We start from the raw sequence: 19,177 nt of genomic DNA on the forward strand, positions 1-19,177 counted from the left end.
GCGTTGAGCGGGGGTTCGGCGAAACCGAAGCGGAGGAAGGCGGCGGGGTCGGCGCTGCGGTACGAGCACCGGCCGGGCCGCCCGAGCGCCGACCAGCCGAAGAAGCGGGACTGGGGCTGCGCCGTGGGCTGCGTGGCGGTCCCCGGCGCCTTCGTCCTGCTGACGCCGCTGTACTTCTTCGACCAGTACTGGGGCGACGAGCTCTGGAGCGACTTCGCTCCCGCGTGGCCCGGCGGTGGTTACGCCTTGGCCGCCACCGTCGGCGCCCTGGTGCCGCTGGTCTTCCTCGCCTGGGTGGCGCCGCTGACCCGGATGAACTGGAAGAAGAGCAAGCCGCGTTCGCTGGCCTGGGCGGCCGCCTCGCTGCCTGGGCTGGCGGCGGGGTACCTGGTCGTCGGGGTGATCATGGGGACCGTACGGCCCAAGCGGCGCCGGGACTGGGACTCCGACTGCTACAGCGAGGGCGGGCCCTGCTGGGTCCACGTGCACTACCCGTGGCTGTGGGCCGTCGGTCTGGCCGCCACCCTCGCGGCGGCTGCACTGCTGATCACCCTGTTCGTCACGTACGCCGGCAGGGCCTCCGCTACCGCACCTTCGACATCCGAGCCTGAGGCCGGCCCGACTCCTCGCTCTCCGACTGGTACTGGAGATCGTCGCCCACCGGCCTGAAGCGGACGGTGGTGGCGGCGGGGTTGCAGCCGTTGTGGTTGCTCTTCGCGCCCACGGACGTCGCGACGAGCTCCTTCTTCGTCACCTGCTTCAGGGTCAGTACGTCGACACAGACGCCGCCGATCTGGTCGGTCTGGTGGAGCCGTCCCAACTCCTGGCCGACGGCGGCCCGTTCGACCGTGATCCGGAACGTGCCGAGGGGCAGCCTGCCGTCGAGGGCGACGCCCTGGCCTTCCCAAGTCCCGAGGTACGCGGCGGGCACCGCACCGGGGGCACTGCTGCTGGTCGCCGCCGGGGGCGGTGGTGAGTCGGCAGCGCCGTCCGAGCCGCTGCTCCGGTCGTCCTGGGCGTTCTGGCCCGGGAGCAGGTCGAGCACGAGCACCGACCCGATCGTCACGGCCGCCATCGCCCCGGCGACCGCGAGGGCCACGGTGCAGCTCAATCTCCGCACCCGGCCGCCGCCCTCCGGCGTGGACGTCGCCGCCACGGAGACGGAGACCTTGCCGGGGCGGCGGCGATCGGAGGACGCGGAGGTGTCCTGCGGACCGCCGTCACGGGGTCCAGGTACGGCGGCGGAGGTTCCGCTGCCTCCACCCGGCACCACGGTGTCCGGCGGGGCCGCGGCAGGCCCGGCGGACGCGCCAGGCCCGGCGGACGCGCCAGGCCCGGCGGACGGCGCCGGCGATGAGGCGAAACCGGCCGACGGAGCATTGGACGACGGCATGACCGATGGCGGCCAGACGGGAGACGGCACGACGGGAGGCGACGCGGGCATGACCGGCGGCGGCCCGAACACCCCAGCCCCGGCAACCCCCGAAGCCCCGGTAGCTCCAGCAGACCCGGCAGCTCCCGCAGCTCCAGCGGCCCCGGCAGTCCCCACAGCCCCTCCAATGCCCCCGGCAGCCCCCGCAGCACCGGCAGCACCGAAAACCCCCGCACCCCCTACCCCCTCAGAAGCCCCAGCCCCCTCCGCCTCCCCTGCCTCCACCACCCCCACAGAAGGACTGCTGAACCCGACCGGCCCCGAAGGCTCCCCGCCCCCCGGCCCCGCCGCCTCCAGATTCAGCAACCGCACGGCGCTCCGGCTGACCTGCTCCACCAGCGCCCCCGGCAGCCACCCGCCCGCCACCAGCCGGGCCGCGCCCTCGGGAGCCAGCCGCCTGGCCACTTCGGCGGGGGCGGGCCGCGCGTCCGGGTCCTTCGTCAGGCAGGCAGCCGTGAGGTCCCGCAACTGCCCGTCCAGGCCGCCTAGTTCCGGCTCCTCGTGGACGACCTTGTAGAGCAGGGCCGCCGAGGAGTCCCCGGGGAAGGGCGGTTCGCCGGTCGCCGCGTACGCCAGGACCGCGCCGAGCGAGAAGACGTCCGCCGCGGCCGTGACGCCCTTGCCGAGGATCTGCTCGGGCGACATGTAGCCGGGCGAGCCGATCGACACGCCCGTGGACGTCAGGGACGCCGTACCGTCCGTGGCCCGCGCGATCCCGAAGTCGATCAGCAGCGGGCCGTCGAGCGTGAGCAGTACGTTCGACGGCTTCACGTCCCGGTGCACCAGACCCAGCTCGTGCACCGCCGCCAGCGCCTCGGCCAGCCCCGCCCCCAGCACCCGTACGGTGTGGGCCGGCAGCGCGCCGCCCTCGGCGACCGCGGCCGACAGCGAGGGGCCCGCCGCGTACGCCGTCGCCACCCAGGGCACCCGCGCGTCCGGGTCCGCGTCCAGGACGGGTGCCGTCCAGGCGCCGCCGACCCGTCGGGCGGCGTCGACCTCGCGGCGGAAGCGGGCGCGGAACTCCTCGTCCTGGGCGAAGTGCGGGTGGACGATCTTCACGGCGACCGTACGGCCGCCGGCGCTGCGGCCCAGGTAGACCCGGCCCATGCCGCCGGAGCCCAGCCGGCCGAGCAGCCGGTAGGGCCCCACGACGGTGGGTTCGTCGACTTCGAGCGGTCGCATGGCGTCACCCCTCCCCCGTAGGCGCCCGCAGGCCCTCGCCGGCCCCCGTACGCGCGCACTCCTCAGCAGAGTAGTTGCGAGGGCACCGGCCCGCTCACGGCTGGAGCAGGTCCACCTTCACGTCCGCGGGGAAGCCGGTCGTCGGGCCGACGCGCCGGGCGAACTCGGCGACCGCCTCCAGTTGCGGGCCGCCGAAGCGGAAGTCGAGCGTCGTGAAGTACTGGGCGAGGGTCTCCTCGTCGAAGTCCTCCCAGCGGGCGGCCTGCTCGGCGACCTTGTCGACCTCTTCCAGGGAGAGGTTGCGGGAGGCGAGGAAGGCCTCGTGCACCTTGCGGGTGAGGACCGGCTCGCGCTCCAGGTAGTCGCGGCGCGCCGCCCAGACCGCGAAGACGAACGGCAGCCCGGTCCACTCCTTCCACAGTTGGCCCAGGTCGTGCACGTCCAGGCCGAAGCGCGGTCCGTCGAGCATGTTCGCGCGCAGTGCCGCGTCTCCGATGAGGACGGCCGCCTCGGCCTCGCGCATCATCAGGCTGAGGTCGGGCGGGCACGTGTAGTAGTCGGGCCGTACGCCGTAGCGCTCGGCGAGGAGCAGCTGGGCGAGGCGGACGGAGGTGCGGGAGGTCGACCCGAGGGCGACGCGGGCGCCGTCCAGCCGGTCCAGCGGGACCTGCGAGACGATCACGCAGGACATGACCGGTCCGTCGCAGCCGACGGCGATGTCGGGGAAGGCGACGAGTTGGTCGGCGTGCTTGAGGAACTCGACCAGGGTGATCGGGGCGATGTCGAGCTCGCCCTGCACCAGCTTCTCGCTGAGCTTCTCCGGGGTGTCCTTCGTGAGCTCGAAGTCGAGGAGCGTGCCCGTTCTGGCGAGCCCCCAGTACAGGGGCAGGCAGTTCAGGAACTGGATGTGGCCGACGCGCGGCCGGGTGCGAGGATTGTCCACATCGTGAGGCTAGCCCTCATGGCGTACGGGCCGGCGTCCGGCCCCGCCGTGGGCCTGTGATCCGCGGCAGGGGCCTTCTCCGCCAGTCGGCGGAGGACGTTTCAAACATTCGGGTGACGTGATCTTGACCCCTATTGCATTCGGGGGCCTGCGTGCTAGGCTCATCGCAAGTTGCAGTTTGGTTTCCCTTGCAGTACAGAGCCTGCGGAGCATGTGACCGCGGGCTCTCGTCATTCTCAGACGTATGCAGTTGTGCAGAATTCATCTTCACACTTGCTGGTTCTGGAGCAGGGCAACCCTTTTGGGCCCAAGGAGGGCTTATGGCTACCGGAACCGTGAAGTGGTTCAACGCCGAAAAGGGCTTTGGTTTCATCGCCCAGGAGGGCGGCGGCCCCGACGTCTTCGTCCACTACTCCGCGATCAACGCGAGCGGCTTCCGCTCGCTCGAGGAGAACCAGCAGGTGTCTTTCGATGTCACGCAGGGCCCGAAGGGCCCGCAGGCTGAGAACGTCACGCCGGTCTGATCAGTAGTACCCAAGGAGCCCCGCGCCGTCAGGCGGCGGGGCTCCTGCCTTTTCGGCCCCTTACCCACCGGTGAATTTCCGGCGAATTCTGCCCGTGGGACGTGGGACATGTGCCGTGGGAGGATGCCCGGATGCAGAGCGACGCGGAGCACGGCGGGGAAGACAGCGGCACCCCCGCTGACAAGCGCCTGGCAACGGGCCTGTCCCTCGGACTGTCCCTCGGCACGGCCATGGGACTCGTCCTCGGCATCACGGTCTTCGACAACATCGGCCTGGGCCTGGCCCTGGGTCTGGGCCTGGGTACGGCGATCGGTGCGGGGGCCGGGCTCGGGGGGCGGCAGACGGGCGAGGACCGGGGAGACGGGCCTACGCGGTAGGGCCGGGGAGACGGGCCCTCGCCGTGCGGGCCGGCGGTGTCAGTCCCTCGCCATAGGGTCGGGCCATGACCGACGCCGACTTCCTGACCGAGACCCGTGTCTTCTACGACGCCGTAGCGGAGGACTACGCCGTCCACTTCGGTGACCCGCCCGTGGCCACGCCGTTGGACCTGGGACTGCTGTACGGCTTCGCGGAGCTCGTGGGTGAGGGGGGCGAGGTCGCCGACCTGGGGTGCGGACCCGGGCGGGTGACGGCGTACCTGGCGTCACGGGGGCTGTCCGTGTTCGGGCTGGACCTGTCGGAGTCGATGCTGGCGATCGCCCGGCGCGAGCATCCCGGTCTGCGGTTCGAGCGGGGCTCGATGCTGGAGCTGGACCTGCCCGACGGCTCGCTCGACGGGGTCGTGTCCTGGTACTCGACCATCCACACCCCGCTCGACCGGCTGCCGGACGTCTTCGCCGAGTTCCGCCGCGTCCTGCGGCCCGGAGGGCATCTGCTTCTCGGCTTCCAGGCCGGTGACGAGCCCCGCCGCTACGAGGAGGCCTTCGGGCACCAGGTGGCGCTGACCTTCCGGCGGCGGCAGCCGGAGCGGATCGCCGCCCTGCTGGAAGCCGCCGGTTTCGTCCTGCGCTCCCGGACCGTCCGGGAGCCCGACGAGGAACTCGGGGAGCCGGTCCCCCAGGCGTGCCTGGTGGCCCGCAAGCCGGCGAAGCCGACGTCCTAGGCGTACCGGCGTACCGGCGTACCGGCGACACGCGTACCGGCGTACCCGCGACACGCGTACCCGCCCGGCCCCCGTACGCCGCCCCCCTACAACACCCCCGCGATATCCCTCGCCGCGATATACCCGAACGTCATCGCCGGCCCGATGGTCGAGCCCGCGCCCGCGTAGCTGTGGCCCATCACCGCAGCGCTGGCGTTGCCCGCCGCGTACAGGCCCGGGATCACCGAGCCGTCGGGGCGCAGGACGCGGGCCCGGGCGTCCGTTCGCATGCCGCCCTTCGTGCCGAGGTCGCCGGGGACGATGCGGAAGGCGTGGTACGGGGGGAGCCGGAGGGGGGCCAGGCAGGGATTGGGGAGGACCGACGGGTCGGTGTAATAGCGGTCGTAGGCGCTGTCGCCGCGGTGGAAGTCGGGGTCCTCACCCCGCCGTGCCTGGGAGTTGAAGCGGTCGACCGTCGTGCGCAGGGCCGCAGGCGGGACGCCGATCGACGTGGCCAGGGCGTCCAGGGTCCAGGCCTTGTGCGCGGCGCCCGAGTCGTACCAGGCGTCGGGGAGGGGCAGGGCCGGCAGGACGTCCTTGAAGAGGTACCGGTTGCGGTAGTTCTGATCCACGATCAGCCAGGACGGGATGGCGGGGTCGGTGTCGTGGACGTCGTACATCGTGTGGACGACGTCGCCGTAGGGCGCGGCCTCGTTGACGAAGCGCCTGCCCGATCCGTTCACCAGCAGCCCGCCGGGGAGGGTGCGTTCGGCGAGGCAGAAGTACGGCTGGCCCGGGATCGGGATCGCCGGGCCCCACCAGGCGTCGTCCATCAGGTCGAGCGCCGCGCCGAGCCGCTCCCCCGCCCGGATGCCGTCGCCGGTGTTCTCCTTGGCGCCGACCGTCCAGTCCGTGCCGATGGGCTGCCGCTGGTAGCGGTCGCGCATCGCGGCGTTGTGCTCGAATCCGCCGGAGCCGACGATCACGCCCCGGCGGGCGCGGATCAGGCCCAGGGCGCCGTCGCGGGTGACCACGGCTCCGGTGACCGTGCCGTTCTCGAGGTGCAGATCCGTCAGCGCCGTGTTCAGCCACACCGGTACGCCCGCGGACCGCACTCCCGCCCGCAGGCCCGCCGCCAGGGCCTGGCCCATGGTCAGGGGCTTCTCGCTCCGCAGGGCCGCCGCCGTCCCCCGCGCCAGACACTGTGCGGCCACGGCCGCCCCCTTGGCGTTCACGGCGGCCAGGGCCAGCCACTTGTAGTCCGCGCTGAAGACCACCATGCCGGCGGGGACGTCCAAGTACGGCGCGTTCAGGCGGGCCAGTTCGGCTCCGAGGATCCTGCCGTCGAGCTGGTCGGGCTCGATGGAGCGGCCGTTCGCCAGGCCGCCGGGCAGTTCGGGGTAGTAGTCGCTGTAGCCCTCCATCCAGCGGAAGCGCAGGGGGCTGTGGGCCATGACGTAGGAGATCGTCGCCGGGCCGTGGGTGAGGAAGGCGCGCTGCCGGTCGGCGGGGACGTCCGGGCCGACGACGGCTGCGAGGTAGGCGGCGGCCTTGGCCGGGGTGTCGGGGACGCCGGCCGCGAGGATCACCGGGTTGTTCGGGATCCAGATCCCGGCACCGGAGCGGGCGGTCGAGCCGCCGAAGGCCGGGGCCTTCTCCACGACGACGCAGCTCAGCCCCTGCCCGGCGGCGGTCAGCGCGGCGGTCATCCCGGCCGCGCCGGAGCCGATGACGACGACGTCGTACGTACCGAGCGGGGGTAAGTCGGCGGCGTGGGCGCCCTGTTGCACTCCGGCGGCGACCGCGAGCCCGGCACCCGCGGCACCGGCCAGCACTCGTCTTCGGGAAGGGGAACCAGGGGGAACAGCGGATGGTGCGGAGTTCATGTCAGTGGCCATGACTTCTCCAGCGCGACAGGATTCAAGGGGTGGGGAATGTCGCGCGGGCGCCGAGCGAAGTCAAGAGGCTCTACTCCAGGCCGATCGCCTCGCAGTCCGCCTTGTACTTCGAGGTACAGATGTCCTTGGCGGTGTAGACCCCGTCCGTGATCACCGTCTCCTTGATGTTGTCCTTGGTGAGGGCGACCACCGGCACCAGCATCGCCGGGATGTCCTTCTCCGTGGGGCTGTCGACCGTATCCCGGGTCAGCGCGGCGAACTCGATCGAGCGGCCCTGGACCTTGGCCACCGCGATCTTCGCGGCGTTGGTCGCCTCCAGCAGGAACGACTTGTACACGGTCATGTACTGCTCCCCCGACACGATCCGCTGCACCGCGTCCAGGTTGGCGTCCTGCCCGGTCACCGGCGGGATCCTGGTCGCGCCCGCCTCCTTCAGCGCCTCGATGACGGCGCCCGCCATGCCGTCGTTGGCGGAGTAGACGGCGGCGATGTTGTTCAGGCCGACGGCCCGGATCGCCTTCTTCATGTTCGCCTTGGCGATCGAGGGCTTCCACTCCTTGGTGTCGTACTGCTCGACGATGTCGACCGCCCCCTGGAGCTCGCTCAGCGCGCCCTGCTTGAACCGTGCCGTGTTCGGGTCGGCCGGGTCGCCGTTCATCATGACGACCTTGCTCTTCTCGGCCTTCTCGCCGAGTTCCCCGACGAGGGCGCGGCCCTGCACCTGCCCGACGAGTTCGTTGTCGTGGGAGACGTACGCGTCGATCGGCCCCTCGGCGAGCCGGTCGTAGGCGATGACCGGGATGCCGGCGTCCTTGGCCTTGTGCACGTCCGAGGCGATGGTCTTGGAGTTCAGCGCGTCCACCAGGATGACGTCGACCTTGTCGTCGATCATCTGCCGGAACTGCTCGCTCTGCCTGGACACGCTCGCCTCGGCGTTGGCGTACTTGACCTTGCCCTGGTTCTCGGTGAGGGAGGCGACCTCTTCCTTGATCAGGGGGTAGTCGAACTTCTCGAAGCGTGCCGTGTCCCGGTCGGGCAGCAGCAGGCCCACCGTGATGTCGTTGCCCTTCTTCACACCCGCGGAGTCGTCACTCCCGCCGCCGCAGGCGGTGAGGGACAGGGCCGACACGGTGACCGCCAGGGCTATGGAGAGGGGACGCACAGCGGGCCGACGGGTGGTACGCGCTTTCACTGGTGGTGCCTTCCGTGGGGGGAGCATCGCGACGGGTGGCTGAAAGCCAAAGGGCAGACGCCTTGCGACGTCAAGAACCCCGTGTGAAGAGATCGCAAAGGTGCCTCACCGCGCGTACAGGCCCTCTACTTCCGTCGCGAAGGCGCGCATCACCGCCTCGCGGCGGAGCTTCATCGACGGGGTCAGATGGCCCGCCTCCTCGGAGAAGTCCTCGGCGAGGATCGCGAAGCGGCGGATGGACTCCGGGCGGGAGACCATCTTGTTGGCCTCGTCGACGGCGCGCTGGAGGACGGCGCGGAGTTCCTCGTCGTCGACGAGGAGTTTGGGCGGTACGGGGTGTTTGCCGTTCATCCGGCGCCAGTGGGTGATGCCGGCCGGGTCCAGGGTGATCAGGGCCGCGACGAAGGGACGGCCGTCGCCCAGGACCAGGCACTGGGAGATCAGCGGGTGGGAGCGCAGCCAGTTCTCCAGGGGTGCCGGGGCGACGCTCTTGCCGCCCGCGGTGATCAGCATTTCCTTCTTGCGGCCGGTGATCGTCAGATAGCCCTCGTCGTCCAGTTCGCCGATGTCGCCGGTGGCGAGCCAGCCGTCGGGGGCGGCGGGTACGACTCCACCGGCCTGGGGGTCCCAGTAGCCGCGCAGGACGTGGTCGCCGGCGAGGAGGATCTCGCCGTCGGCGGCGATGCGGACGCGGGTGCCGGGCAGGGGCCAGCCGACCGTGCCCAGGCGGGGTTTCAGGGGCGGGGTGACCGTCGACGCGCCCGTGGTCTCCGTCAGGCCGTAGCCCTCGAAGATCTCGATGCCGGCTCCGGCGTAGAACGCGGCGAGGCGGCGGCCCAGGGGTGAGCCGCCGCAGATGGCGTAACGGACCCTGCCGCCCATGGCGTTGCGGATACGGCGGTAGACCAGGGGGTCGTAGAAGACCCGGGCGGTCCTCAGTGCGCGGGAGGGGCCGGGGCCGGTGCCCGTCTGCTGGGCCTCCATCGCCTCGCCGTAGCGCTGCGCCACCGACACCGCGCGGTCGAAGGACGTCACCCGGCCACCCGCCTCGGCCTTGGCGCGGGCCGAGTTGAAGACCTTCTCCAGCATGTACGGGATGGCGAGCAGACAGGTCGGCCGGAAGCTCGCCAGGTCCGGGAGCAGGTTCTCCGCCTTGATGCTCGGCGCGTGGCCCAGCCGTACGCGGGCGCGGACGCAGGCGATGGCCACCATGCGCCCGAAGACGTGGGACATGGGCAGGAACAGCAGGACCGAGGCCTCTTCGCTGGTCTTGGCCCTGAAGACGGGGTAGAGGAGCTCGATCGCGTTGTCGACCTCGGCGAAGAAGTTGCCGTGGGTGAGCGCGCAGCCCTTGGGGCGGCCCGTGGTGCCCGAGGTGTAGACGAGGGTGGCGAGCGTGTCGGGGCCCAGCATGCCGCGCCGCACCTCGACCTCCTGGTCAAGGAGGTGGGATCCGGCTTCCGCCAGCCGGTCCACGTGGCCCTTCTCCACGACCCACATGTGCCTGAGGTCGGGCAGGCGGTCGCGCTCCGGGCCGAGTGCGGCGGCCTGCCCGGCGAACTCGGTGATCAGGGCGACCGCGCCGGAGTCCTGGAGGATCCAGCGGGCCTGGAAGACGGAGGACGTGGGATAGATCGGAACGGTGACGAGACCGGCCGCCCAGGCCGCGAAGTCCAGGACCGTCCACTCGTAGATGGTGCGGGCCATCACGGCGATCCGGTCGCCGGGCATCAGCCCTTCGGCTATCAGTCCCCTCGCCACGGCCAGCACCTGGCCGGCGAACTGCGCCGCCGTGACGTCGCTCCAGCGCCCGTCGGCGTCCTTGCGGCTGAGCGCCACGGCGTCCGGGTGCGCGCTCGCGTTGTCGAACGGCAGGTCGGCGAGCGACCCATGGGTCCACGGCGGCGCCAGCGGCGGTACGGACGCCTCTCGCACCGCCCCGTCCAGCCGCCGTGTCTCGGGCTCGACCAGGACCGGTCCGCCGTACATGTCACCGTAGGCGGAGGAGGGATGGGCAGTGGACACGGGCGGCTCCTGGGGCGCGCAGCGAAGGAACTGCTTGCTGCGATACGTACGTGCCTCGCACGCCGAGGCGCTCAACCGGTTGAACCCCCAGAAAGGGGTTACTGGCGGTAGGAACGGGATCGTACGGGCCTCACGTGGCGGGTTTGTGCGGGTTCGGGGATGGTCCGGAGCCAGGCCTGTGCATTCTCGGGGGTTACGTGAGGGTCCTTCAGGTTCGGTTCGCCGTCGCCCTCAGGCCCGCTCCAGGATCGCCGTCACCCCCTGCCCGCCCGCCGCGCAGATGGAGATCAACCCGCGGGCGGGCGCGTCCCGTTCGGCGAGCAGCTTGGCCAGGGTCGCCACGATCCGGGCGCCGGTGGCGGCGAAGGGGTGGCCGGTGGCGAGGGACGAGCCCGCGACGTTCAGCCGGGCGCGGTCCACCGTGCCCAGGCCCCGCTTCTCCCAGGCCGCGAGCGTCGCCAGCACCTGGGAGGCGAAGGCCTCGTGAATCTCCACCAGGTCGAAGTCGGCGAGGCCCAGTCCGGCCCGCTCCAGCATGCGCGCAGCCGCGTACGCGGGCGCCATGAGCAGCCCGTCCTCACCGCCGACGACGTCTCCGCCGACGAAGTCGACGGCCGCCGTCTCGTACGCGGTGAGGTACGCCAGTGGCTCCACGCCGCGCTCGCGGGCCCACTCCTCGCTCGCCAGCAGCACGGTCGCGGCCCCGTCCGTCAGCGGGGTCGAGTTCCCGGCCGTCATGGTCGGGTCGGGGTGGTCGAGGCCGAACACCGGCTTGAGGGAGGCGAGTTTCTCCGCGGTCGAGCCGGGGCGCAGGTTCTGGTCGCGGGCCAGGCCGCGGAAGGGGACCACCAGGTCCTGGAAGAGGCCGCGTTCGTACGCCGCCGCCAGCCGCTGGTGACTGGTCGCCGCCAGTTCGTCCTGCGCCTTACGGCCGATGCCCCAGGCGCGGGCGGTGACGGCGGCGTGTTCGCCCATGGACAGGCCGGTGCGGGGCTCGGCGTTGCGCGGGATGTCGGGGACGAGGTGGCCCGGGCGCACCTTCGCCAGGGCCTTCACGCGCCCGCCCGGGGACTTCGCCCGGCGGGCCTGAAGCAGGATGCGGCGCAGGGAGTCGTTGACGCCCAGGGGCGCGTCGCTCGCCGTGTCGGCGCCGCCCGCGACCGCCGACTCGGTCTGGCCGAGGGCGATCTTGTTGGCGGCGGCGATGACGGCCTGGAGTCCGGTGCCGCAGGCCTGCTGGATGTCGTAGGCGGGGGTGGCCGGGTGCAGACGGGAGCCGAGGACCGTCTCGCGGGCCAGGTTGAAATCGCGGCTGTGCTTGAGGACCGCGCCGGCCACGAACTCGCCGACCGCGCCGGGCTCCTGGAGCACGTACCGCTGAACCAGGCCGTCGAGGGCGGCGGTGAGCATCTGCTGGTTGGAGGCGGTGGCGTACGGGCCGTCGGAGCGGGCGAACGGGATGCGCGCTCCGCCGACGACCGCCACGCGCCGCACCGACATCTTCTGGGGGCTCATCTCGACCGCTCCTCGTCTGTGACGTAGCCTTACCTACGGTAACCTTACTCCAGAGTAAGCAAGTGTGAGCAGTCATCCGAGCTGGGAGTCGCCATGGCCGACCGCTATCTGAGCTTCACCGCCACCGGGCCCGGCCGCTTCCTCACCCGCCGGCTCGGCCTGCCCCAGCCCGCGGCGCTGACCCGCTGGTCCCCCGGGCGGCCCGCCCTGGACGGCGGCCTGCTCCACCTCACCGCCGGCAGATCCAGCCTCGATCTGGCGCCGGTCCTCGCCCGTACGGGGATCGGCCCGGCCGGCTCCGACCGGGCGGCGGCCGTCGTCCTGGACGCGAGCGGGGTGCGGGACGTCGAGGGGCTCGCCGAGGTGCACGCGGCCCTGCATCCCGTCGTGCGGTCGGTCGCCACGAGCGGGCGCGTGGTCGTGCTCGGCGCGCCGCTCGACCCCGCCGACCATCACCAGGCCGCCGCCCAGCAGGCCCTGGAGGGCTTCACGCGCTCCCTGGGCAAGGAGATCGGCCGGGGCAGGACCGTGAACCTGGTCCGGCTCACGGACGCACCGGCCGCCGAATCCACTCTCCGTTTCCTGCTGTCGCCCAAGTCGGCGTATGTGAGTGGACAGGTGATCGAGGTCGGGGCGGGTGAGACGGGGTCGGGCGAGAGCGCCCCGAACGACGAGCCCTCCGCCCCCGTCGACTGGAACCGCCCCCTGGCCGGCCGCACCGCCCTGGTCACCGGTGCCGCGCGCGGCATCGGCGAGGCGGTCGCCGAGACGCTCGCCCGGGACGGGGCCCGGGTCGTGATCCTCGACGTGCCGCAGGCCGAGCGGGACGCCCGGCGCGTCGCCGACCGGCTCGGCGGCACCGCGCTGCTCCTCGACATCACGGCCGCCGACGCGGGCGCGCGGATCGCCGAAGCCCTGCCGGACGGTCTGGACCTGCTGATCCACAACGCGGGCATCACGCGGGACCGGCGACTGGTGAACATGCCCGCCGAGCGCTGGATCCCGGTGCTGGAGGTGAACCTGGCGAGTGTGCTGCGCACGACGGACGCGCTGCTGAAGGCCGGGACGCTGAACCGGGGCGGCCGGATCGTGGCGACCGCCTCGATCGGGGGTATCGCCGGCAACGCGGGCCAGACCAACTACGGGGCGAGCAAGGCGGGCATCGTCGGCCTGGTCCGCTCCCTCGCGCCGCGCGCGCTCGCCGAGCACGGGGTGACGGTCAACGCGGTCGCGCCGGGCTTCATCGAGACGAAGATGACGGCCGCCGTCCCGCTGTTCATCCGCGAGGCCGGCCGCCGCATGAACTCCCTGGCGCAGGGCGGTCTGCCGGTCGATGTCGCCGAGACCACGGCCTGGCTCGCGCACCCGGCCTCGGGTGCGGTCAACGGGCAGGTCGTACGCGTGTGCGGCCAGAGCCTGCTGGGGGCGTGATGGCCGACGCCGCTCTCGTCCTCACCGGGCCCCCCTCCCTCGCCCCGCTCCTCGCGCGCGGCGCCCTGCTGTCCCCCTTCAAACGCCCCGCCCCCGACGCGGAGTTCCCGCGCACCCGGCTCGTCCTGCCCGGCCTGCGCGTCGACCTCGCGCGGCTGGCGGCGTACGAGCGGGTCTGCGGGTTCCCGACCGGGGAGGACGCGCTGCCGCTGACGTATCCGCACGTGCTGGGATTCCCCCTGGCCATGCGGCTGATGAGCGGCCGGGGCTTTCCGCTGCCGCTGCTGGGCCTCGTCCACACGTCGATCACGATCACCCGGCACCGGGCGACACCGGCCACCGGAGCGTACGAACTCACGGTCTACGTCGAGGGGTTGGCGCCCCACCGGCGCGGCACTGAGGCGACGGTCGTCACCGAGGTGCGGGAGGGCGGGGACCTCGTATGGGAGTCGGGGAGCACGTACCTCGCCCGGCACCGCGCGCGATTGCCCGCCGAGGCTCCCCGGGAGGAGGTACGCAAGCCGCTGCCGGCCGTGGCCGAGTGGCGGCTCGCCGAGGACGTCGGACGGCGGTACGCGGCGGCGTCCGGCGACCGCAACCCGATCCACCTCCACCCGCTCACCGCCCGCCTGTTCGGCTTCCCCCGGGCCATCGCGCACGGCATGTGGACCGTCGCCCGCTGCCTCGCCGCGCACGGCACGCCGGCCTCCTGCCGCGTACGCGCGCAGTTCCGGGCGCCGGTCCTGCTGCCCGGGACGGTGACGTACGCGGCGGAGGACGGCCGCTTCGAACTGCGGGGCCGGGAGGAACGGATCCACGTGACGGGGGACGTCTATCCCACCTGAGGGCCCGCCTGCACCTCCGGCCGGATCCACGTGACGGGGGGGACGTCTACCCCACCTGAGCGCCCGCCTGCTCCTGAGGCGGTGACCACGGTCGCCCCGCCATGAGGTCGCCCAGGCCCGCCCAGGCGAAGTTCATCATCGTGGCCGCGGCCTGGCGGGCCGTCACGCCCGGGGTGGCGTTGGCCCAGGCGGCGAGCGACTCGGCGGCGCCGACCAGGGCCTCGGCGAGGCCGGCGACCTCACGTTCCGGCAGGTCGGGGTCGCGGTGCGCCTCGCGCGCTGCGGCGAGGATCAGTTGCGTCACGAACGCGACGATCTCCTCGCGCATCGCGGCGACTTCGGCGGCGAAGGGCTCGCCGTGCGTACGGGCCTGGAGGTGCAGGACCGCCCAGGCGTCCGGGTTGCGCGCGGTGTGCGCGAAGAACGCCCCGAGCCCTTCCCAGAGTTGCCGGTCGGCGGGCAGATCGGGCCGGACACCGGCCCGCACGGCCTCGACGAGTGCCTTGGCCTCGCGGCGGATGCAGGCGGTGAAGAGGTCTTCCTTGGAGTTCAGGTACAGGTAGACCAACGGCTTGGACACGCCCGCGAGTTCGGCTATCTCGTCCATGGACGCGGCCCTGTAGCCGCGCTGTCCGAAGATCTGCACGGCGGCGTCCAGCATCTGCTGTTCACGGACCGCACGCGGCATCCGCTTGGTCTTCACGGCACCCATACCGCTTAGCGTACGGTCCCCCCGGTCGGCCCTCGGCCGGGAAACCGAAGGAGGGCCGGCCCGGGGGCGTCGACTCGTCAGGCCGCGGCAGGGACCTGCTCGGGCTGTGCGTCTCGCGCCCCGTCCAGGGAGGAGCCGTCGGCCGTGGCGTAGGCGTTGCGGTCGAGCAGGTTCTCCCGGGCGGAGACCAGGACCGGGATGAGAGCCTGACCGGCGACGTTGGTCGCGGTGCGGATCATGTCGAGGATCGGGTCGATCGCGAGGAGCAGGCCCACGCCCTCCATCGGCAGGCCGAGGGTGGAGAGGGTGAGGGTCAGCATGACCGTCGCGCCGGTGAGACCGGCGGTGGCGGCGGAGCCGACCACCGAGACGAACGCGATCAGCAGGTAGTCGCCGGCACCCAGCTGGATGTCGAAGATCTGGGCGACGAAGATCGCGGCGATGGCCGGGTAGATCGCGGCGCAGCCGTCCATCTTGGTCGTCGCGCCGAACGGCACCGCGAAGGAGGCGTACTCCTTCGGCACGCCGAGCCGCTCGGTGACCTTCTGGGTCAGCGGCATCGTGCCCACGGACGAGCGGGAGACGAAGGCCAGCTGGATCGCGGGCCAGGCGCCCTTGAAGAACTGGACCGGGTTGACCTTGGCGACGGTCGCGAGCAGCGTCGGGTAGACGCCGAACAGCACGATCAGGCAGCCGACGTAGATGTCGGCGGTGAACGTCGCGTACTTGCCGATCAGGTCCCAGCCGTAGGTGGCGATGGCGTTGCCGATGAGGCCGACGGTGCCGAGCGGGGCGAGCCGGATGACCCACCACAGCGCCTTCTGGAGCAGTTCGAGCACGGACTCGCTGAGGGTGAGGATCGGCTGGGCCCTCTCCCCGAGCTGGAGGGCGGCGATACCGGCGACGGCGGCCATGAAGACGATCTGCAACACGTTCAGCTCGGTGAACGGCGTGATGACGTCGGTCGGCACGATGCCGGTCAGGAAGTCGATCCAGGAGCCGGTGTCCTTGGGCTTCGCACCGTCCTGGGGGGTGAGACCGGTGCCGGCGCCCGGGTTGGTGACCAGGCCGATGACCAGGCCGATGCTCACCGCGATCAACGACGTGGCCATGAACCACAGGAGGGTGCGCGAGGCCAGGCGTGCCGCGTTGTTGACCTTCCGCAGATTGGTGATCGAGACCAGGATCGCGAAGAAGACGAGCGGGGCGACGGCGAGCTTCAGCAGGCCGATGAAGGTGTCGCCGACCTTCTCCAGGGTCGTGACCAGCCAGGACAGGTCCTGGCTGCGGGCGAGCCAGCCGAGCAGCACACCCAGGACGAGACCGGCGATGATCTGGGCCCAGAAGGGCACCTTGAAGGACTTCGTGTGTGAGGACACGGACGGGCTCCGTTGGGGGGACGCGTAGGGACTGACGTGGGAGACGACGGGGGGTTGCGTTACGTCAGGGACGACAGGTAGCGGACGCGCACCGACAGAGATCCACGTGCAGGCGCGCCACGAGCAAGACGCTCACGGGCATGGAGGGCGCGACTGCTGACTTCATGGCATCGACCTTAACACCTGAGCTTTGAGGACCCCAAAGCCTGGCTTTGACAGGCCGAAATACGACCCCACCCACACAAGACAAAGCGCCCCGTTTCCGAGCAAGTACGGAAACGGGGCGCTGTACGCCGATGCGGGGACCTTACGAGGCCTGGCCCTGCGCCCGGGACGTGTCGTCGGCGACGTCCTCCTGGCTGCGGTTGGCCTCCAGGTTGGCCTTCATCCGGTCGACCCGCTGCACGATCTGCACGGACGCCCGGTCCCGCTCCTTGCGCAGCACGACGAAACTGATCGGCGCGGAGAGCAGCAGGGCGAGCATGACGATCCACAGGCCGTTGCTGGCGCCGAGGCCGCGCGGTGCGAGGCCGGAGTAGACGAGGCCCCAGACGACCACGAGGCAGCCCACGAAGATCCCGAGGCGCATCAGCGTGTAGCGGAGCATCTCAATCCACTCTTCCGGTTCGAACGGCCAGAACGCACCCAAAGGGGCACCGTCCAGTGAAGCACGCCGGACGGCCGATCCTGCAGGGGGGTACGGACCGCGGGGTTCAGTTCAGCGGCAGCAGCATGATGACGTCGTCCCGGTCGTCGCCGGGCGCCACGCGGATGGCGCCGGGGATGCGGCCGACCTCCTTGTAGCCGCAGGACTCGTAGAAGCGCTCCAGGCCGAGACCGCCCCGGCAGGTGAGGCGGATCGCCTCGATCCCGTCGAGGCCGCGGGCCGCGTCCGCCGCGGCGGCCAGCAGGTCACGCCCGTAGCCCTTGCCCTGATGACGCGGGTGCACCATCACCGTGTAGAGCCACAGCCAGTGCGTCATCAGATGGTGCGAGTTGAGGGTGAGGAACGCGGTCGCCGCGACGCGCCCCTCCTCGTCGTGCCCGACGAGCAGCCTGACCCGCCCGTCCGCCATCGACGCGAAGTGCTGCACCAGCGAGGGGCGGACGTCCTCCCGCGTCACCGGCGGCACGAAGCCGACGGCCCCGCCGGCGTTGGAGACGCCGGCCCACAGGTCGAGGATGCCGTCGCGCAGGTCGGGCGTGACGGCAGGATCGAAGGTGAAGGTAAGGGGCATGGAGCGATTGTAGCTATTACCTCAGTGCCTGTGCCGCCACTTTCAGGTCCGACAGCAGCCCCCGGTACGCCGCCTCCCGGTCGTCCGCCCGCAGCACCGACGACGGGTGCACCGTCGGCACCAGCCGCTCCGGCCGGCCGTGGATCTCCTCCTCCAGCACCGTGCCCCGCACCTGTGTGACCCGGAAGGAGGACCCGAGCAGCGCCTTCCCGGCGGTGGCCCCCAGGACGACGATCAGCTCCGGCTCCACGACCGCGAGCTCCGCGGCCAGCCAGGGCCCGCACGCGGTCATCTCACGCAGCGTAGGAGCCTTGTGGATCCGGCGCTTGCGCGGCTCGGCCTGGGTGAACTTGAAGTGCTTGACCGCGTTGGTGACGTAGGCCTCGCAGGGGTCTATCCCCGCCTCCTCCAGCGCCCGGTCCAGGAGCCGCCCGGCGGGCCCGACGAACGGCTTCCCCTGCCGGTCCTCCTGATCCCCGGGCTGCTCCCCCACGAGCATGACGCGAGCGTCCTTGTTTCCGGCCCCGAACACGGTCTGGGTGGCGTCCCGGTGCAGCGGGCACCCCCGACACTCGGCAGCGGCCCGCCGCAGAGCGGTCAACCCACCGCGCTCGGGAACAAAGGGTTCAGCGGTATAGGCGTCCTCAGGCGCCTTGATGGCAACCATGCCCTCCGGGTACCCCAGCCGGTCGGTGACTCCACGGCAAGTCGGCGGCGGCGTGGGTTTCTCCGCTCAGGCTGTCGGCGGTCGGCCGATCGGCATCGGCCTGCAGGTCACGGGACTCGGTGAACACGCGCCGATAGGCGCTCGGCGAAATACCGACGATGCGATTGAAGTTGCGACGCAAGGTGGTCGCCGTGCCCATTCCGACCAGCTCGGCAATCCGCTCGACGCTGTTGTCGGTCGTTTCGAGCAGTTCCTGTGCACGACGGATGCGCTGGGTGAGCAGCCACTGCAAGGGACTGGTGCCGGTGAGCGCGATGAACTGGCGGCTGAAATGGCGCAGGCTCATGTTCGCCCGGCGGGCGAGCTCGGCGACCGTGACGGGCTCGTCGAGCCGTTCCCTCGTCCGGTCGAGCAGGGCGGACAGACCGTACTGGTCACCGCCGGAGCCCGAGCCGTTGCCGCCGGGCAAGGGGGTGGCGATGAACTGGGCCTGCCCGCCGGCCCGATGCGGGGCCACGACGAGCCGTCTCGCCAGTGTGTTGGCCATGGCCACGCCGTGGTCGCCGCGGACCATGTGCAGGCAGAGGTCGATCCCGGCGGCCTGCCCTGCGGAGGTGAGCACATCACCCTCGTCGATGTACAGCACACCGGGGTCCACCTCGACCTCCGGATAGCGCTCGGCCAGCTTCCGGCTGTACATCCAGTGGGTGGTCGCGCGGCGTCCGTCGAGCAGTCCGGCGCGCTGGTGGCTCATCGCCATCGCTGCGCTGGTGCTCGGCGCGGGCTACGGCTGCTGCCTGGTGTGCGGCCTGATGGAGGTGCAGCGCCTGGCGAGCACCGAGAACCTGGGCCGGCTGACCGCGCTCTTCCAGGCATTCGCCTACCTCGGCTTCGGCGCACCGTATCTGCTGGCCGTGATCGAGCACGTGCTGCCCTGGCCGGAGCTGCTGCTGCTGGCCGCCGCTCTGGCGGTGCTCACTCTCGCCTGGACCACCTATCGGGCCGCGCACGGGCCCGGCTAGGCCGTGTTTTGGAACGTGCGGGCGGCCAGCCATTTGGTGAGGTCGCCCGCGATCCGGCCGGTGTCGATCTCGTTGGTCACGTGATGTTCGC

The 19,177-nt window shown here is 71.6% G+C and carries 19 protein-coding genes and 1 pseudogene; 7 read left to right on the top strand and 13 right to left on the bottom strand.

Annotation, left to right across the window (positions count from 1 at the left end; translation table 11 throughout):
* Positions 1–3 precede the first annotated feature (3 nt).
* A complete protein-coding gene (locus ACIBNA_RS43140; protein WP_399170834.1) occupies positions 4–669 on the top strand; it encodes a hypothetical protein in 666 nt (221 codons plus the stop codon).
* Here ACIBNA_RS43140 and ACIBNA_RS43145 read toward each other — a convergent pair.
* Together ACIBNA_RS43145 and ACIBNA_RS43150 are read right to left on the bottom strand one after the other, a co-directional pair.
* A complete protein-coding gene (locus ACIBNA_RS43145; protein ID WP_399170835.1) occupies positions 584–2,614 on the bottom strand; it encodes a serine/threonine-protein kinase in 2,031 nt (676 codons plus the stop codon). The two genes, ACIBNA_RS43140 and ACIBNA_RS43145, sit on opposite strands and share 86 nt — an antisense overlap.
* 94 nt (positions 2,615–2,708) lie before the next feature.
* Positions 2,709–3,557: a menaquinone biosynthetic enzyme MqnA/MqnD family protein gene (locus ACIBNA_RS43150; RefSeq protein WP_399170836.1), complete on the bottom strand. Its 849-nt coding sequence runs from the start codon at positions 3,555–3,557 to the stop codon at positions 2,709–2,711.
* A 320-nt stretch (positions 3,558–3,877) separates the two neighbouring features.
* Between ACIBNA_RS43150 and ACIBNA_RS43155 the strand changes: the two genes are divergently transcribed.
* From ACIBNA_RS43155 to ACIBNA_RS43165, 3 genes are all read left to right on the top strand, one after another.
* Complete coding sequence (locus ACIBNA_RS43155) at positions 3,878–4,081, top strand: cold-shock protein (protein ID WP_003992177.1); 204 nt, start codon at positions 3,878–3,880, stop codon at positions 4,079–4,081.
* A 131-nt stretch (positions 4,082–4,212) separates the two neighbouring features.
* Positions 4,213–4,458 (top strand): hypothetical protein, encoded by a 246-nt coding sequence (locus ACIBNA_RS43160; RefSeq protein WP_399170837.1) that lies wholly within the window; start codon positions 4,213–4,215, stop codon positions 4,456–4,458.
* A gap of 65 nt (positions 4,459–4,523) precedes the next feature.
* A complete protein-coding gene (locus ACIBNA_RS43165) occupies positions 4,524–5,183 on the top strand; it encodes a methyltransferase domain-containing protein (protein WP_399170838.1) in 660 nt (219 codons plus the stop codon).
* A gap of 86 nt (positions 5,184–5,269) precedes the next feature.
* On the opposite strand, the gene kstD is transcribed toward ACIBNA_RS43165, so the two are convergent.
* From kstD to ACIBNA_RS43185, 4 genes are all read right to left on the bottom strand, one after another.
* Positions 5,270–7,048, bottom strand: a complete 1,779-nt coding sequence (kstD, locus tag ACIBNA_RS43170; RefSeq protein WP_399170851.1) for a 3-oxosteroid 1-dehydrogenase — start codon at positions 7,046–7,048, stop codon at positions 5,270–5,272.
* Positions 7,049–7,130: 82 nt separating this feature from the next.
* Entirely contained in the window at positions 7,131–8,252 is a 1,122-nt protein-coding gene (locus ACIBNA_RS43175; RefSeq protein WP_399170839.1) for a sugar ABC transporter substrate-binding protein, read from the bottom strand.
* Positions 8,253–8,357: 105 nt separating this feature from the next.
* Entirely contained in the window at positions 8,358–10,241 is a 1,884-nt protein-coding gene (locus tag ACIBNA_RS43180) for an AMP-dependent synthetase/ligase (RefSeq protein WP_399170853.1), read from the bottom strand.
* A 267-nt stretch (positions 10,242–10,508) separates the two neighbouring features.
* On the bottom strand, positions 10,509–11,792 hold the full coding sequence (locus ACIBNA_RS43185) for an acetyl-CoA C-acetyltransferase (RefSeq protein ID WP_399170840.1): 1,284 nt from the start codon (positions 11,790–11,792) through the stop codon (positions 10,509–10,511).
* A gap of 93 nt (positions 11,793–11,885) precedes the next feature.
* Here ACIBNA_RS43185 and ACIBNA_RS43190 point away from each other — a divergent pair, with 93 nt between their 5' ends.
* Positions 11,886–13,223, top strand: a complete 1,338-nt coding sequence (locus ACIBNA_RS43190; RefSeq protein WP_399170841.1) for a 3-oxoacyl-ACP reductase — start codon at positions 11,886–11,888, stop codon at positions 13,221–13,223.
* Entirely contained in the window at positions 13,223–14,068 is an 846-nt protein-coding gene (locus ACIBNA_RS43195) for a MaoC family dehydratase (protein WP_399170843.1), read from the top strand. The genes ACIBNA_RS43190 and ACIBNA_RS43195 overlap by 1 nt, the downstream gene beginning before the upstream one ends.
* A 46-nt stretch (positions 14,069–14,114) precedes the next feature.
* Here ACIBNA_RS43195 and ACIBNA_RS43200 read toward each other — a convergent pair whose 3' ends face one another.
* The 7 genes and pseudogenes from ACIBNA_RS43200 to ACIBNA_RS43230 form a co-directional block, all read right to left on the bottom strand.
* Positions 14,115–14,780, bottom strand: coding sequence for a TetR/AcrR family transcriptional regulator (locus tag ACIBNA_RS43200; RefSeq protein ID WP_399170844.1), 666 nt, complete (start codon positions 14,778–14,780; stop codon positions 14,115–14,117).
* 77 nt (positions 14,781–14,857) lie between these two features.
* Positions 14,858–16,159, bottom strand: a complete 1,302-nt coding sequence (locus ACIBNA_RS43205) for a dicarboxylate/amino acid:cation symporter (protein WP_399170845.1) — start codon at positions 16,157–16,159, stop codon at positions 14,858–14,860.
* 64 nt (positions 16,160–16,223) lie between these two features.
* Positions 16,224–16,301, bottom strand: a complete 78-nt coding sequence (locus ACIBNA_RS43210) for a putative leader peptide (RefSeq protein WP_399170854.1) — start codon at positions 16,299–16,301, stop codon at positions 16,224–16,226.
* 165 nt (positions 16,302–16,466) lie between these two features.
* A complete protein-coding gene (locus ACIBNA_RS43215; protein WP_399170846.1) occupies positions 16,467–16,766 on the bottom strand; it encodes a DUF4229 domain-containing protein in 300 nt (99 codons plus the stop codon).
* A 106-nt stretch (positions 16,767–16,872) separates the two neighbouring features.
* Positions 16,873–17,397 carry a GNAT family N-acetyltransferase gene (locus ACIBNA_RS43220; protein ID WP_399170847.1) on the bottom strand — a complete coding sequence of 175 codons (525 nt, stop codon included), beginning with the start codon at positions 17,395–17,397 and terminating at the stop codon, positions 16,873–16,875.
* 16 nt (positions 17,398–17,413) lie between these two features.
* A complete protein-coding gene (locus ACIBNA_RS43225; protein WP_399170849.1) occupies positions 17,414–18,064 on the bottom strand; it encodes a UdgX family uracil-DNA binding protein in 651 nt (216 codons plus the stop codon).
* A 109-nt stretch (positions 18,065–18,173) separates the two neighbouring features.
* Positions 18,174–18,803 (bottom strand): annotated as a pseudogene (locus ACIBNA_RS43230) (helix-turn-helix domain-containing protein); the annotation flags it as partial.
* Between ACIBNA_RS43230 and ACIBNA_RS43235 the strand changes: the two are divergent.
* Positions 18,772–19,086, top strand: coding sequence for a hypothetical protein (locus tag ACIBNA_RS43235; protein WP_399170855.1), 315 nt, complete (start codon positions 18,772–18,774; stop codon positions 19,084–19,086). The pseudogene ACIBNA_RS43230 and the gene ACIBNA_RS43235 overlap by 32 nt on opposite strands.
* The last annotated feature ends 91 nt before the right edge of the window (positions 19,087–19,177 follow it).

Source organism: Streptomyces sp. NPDC050164 (assembly GCF_044459945.1).
GTDB lineage: Bacteria > Actinomycetota > Actinomycetes > Streptomycetales > Streptomycetaceae > Streptomyces > Streptomyces coeruleorubidus_A.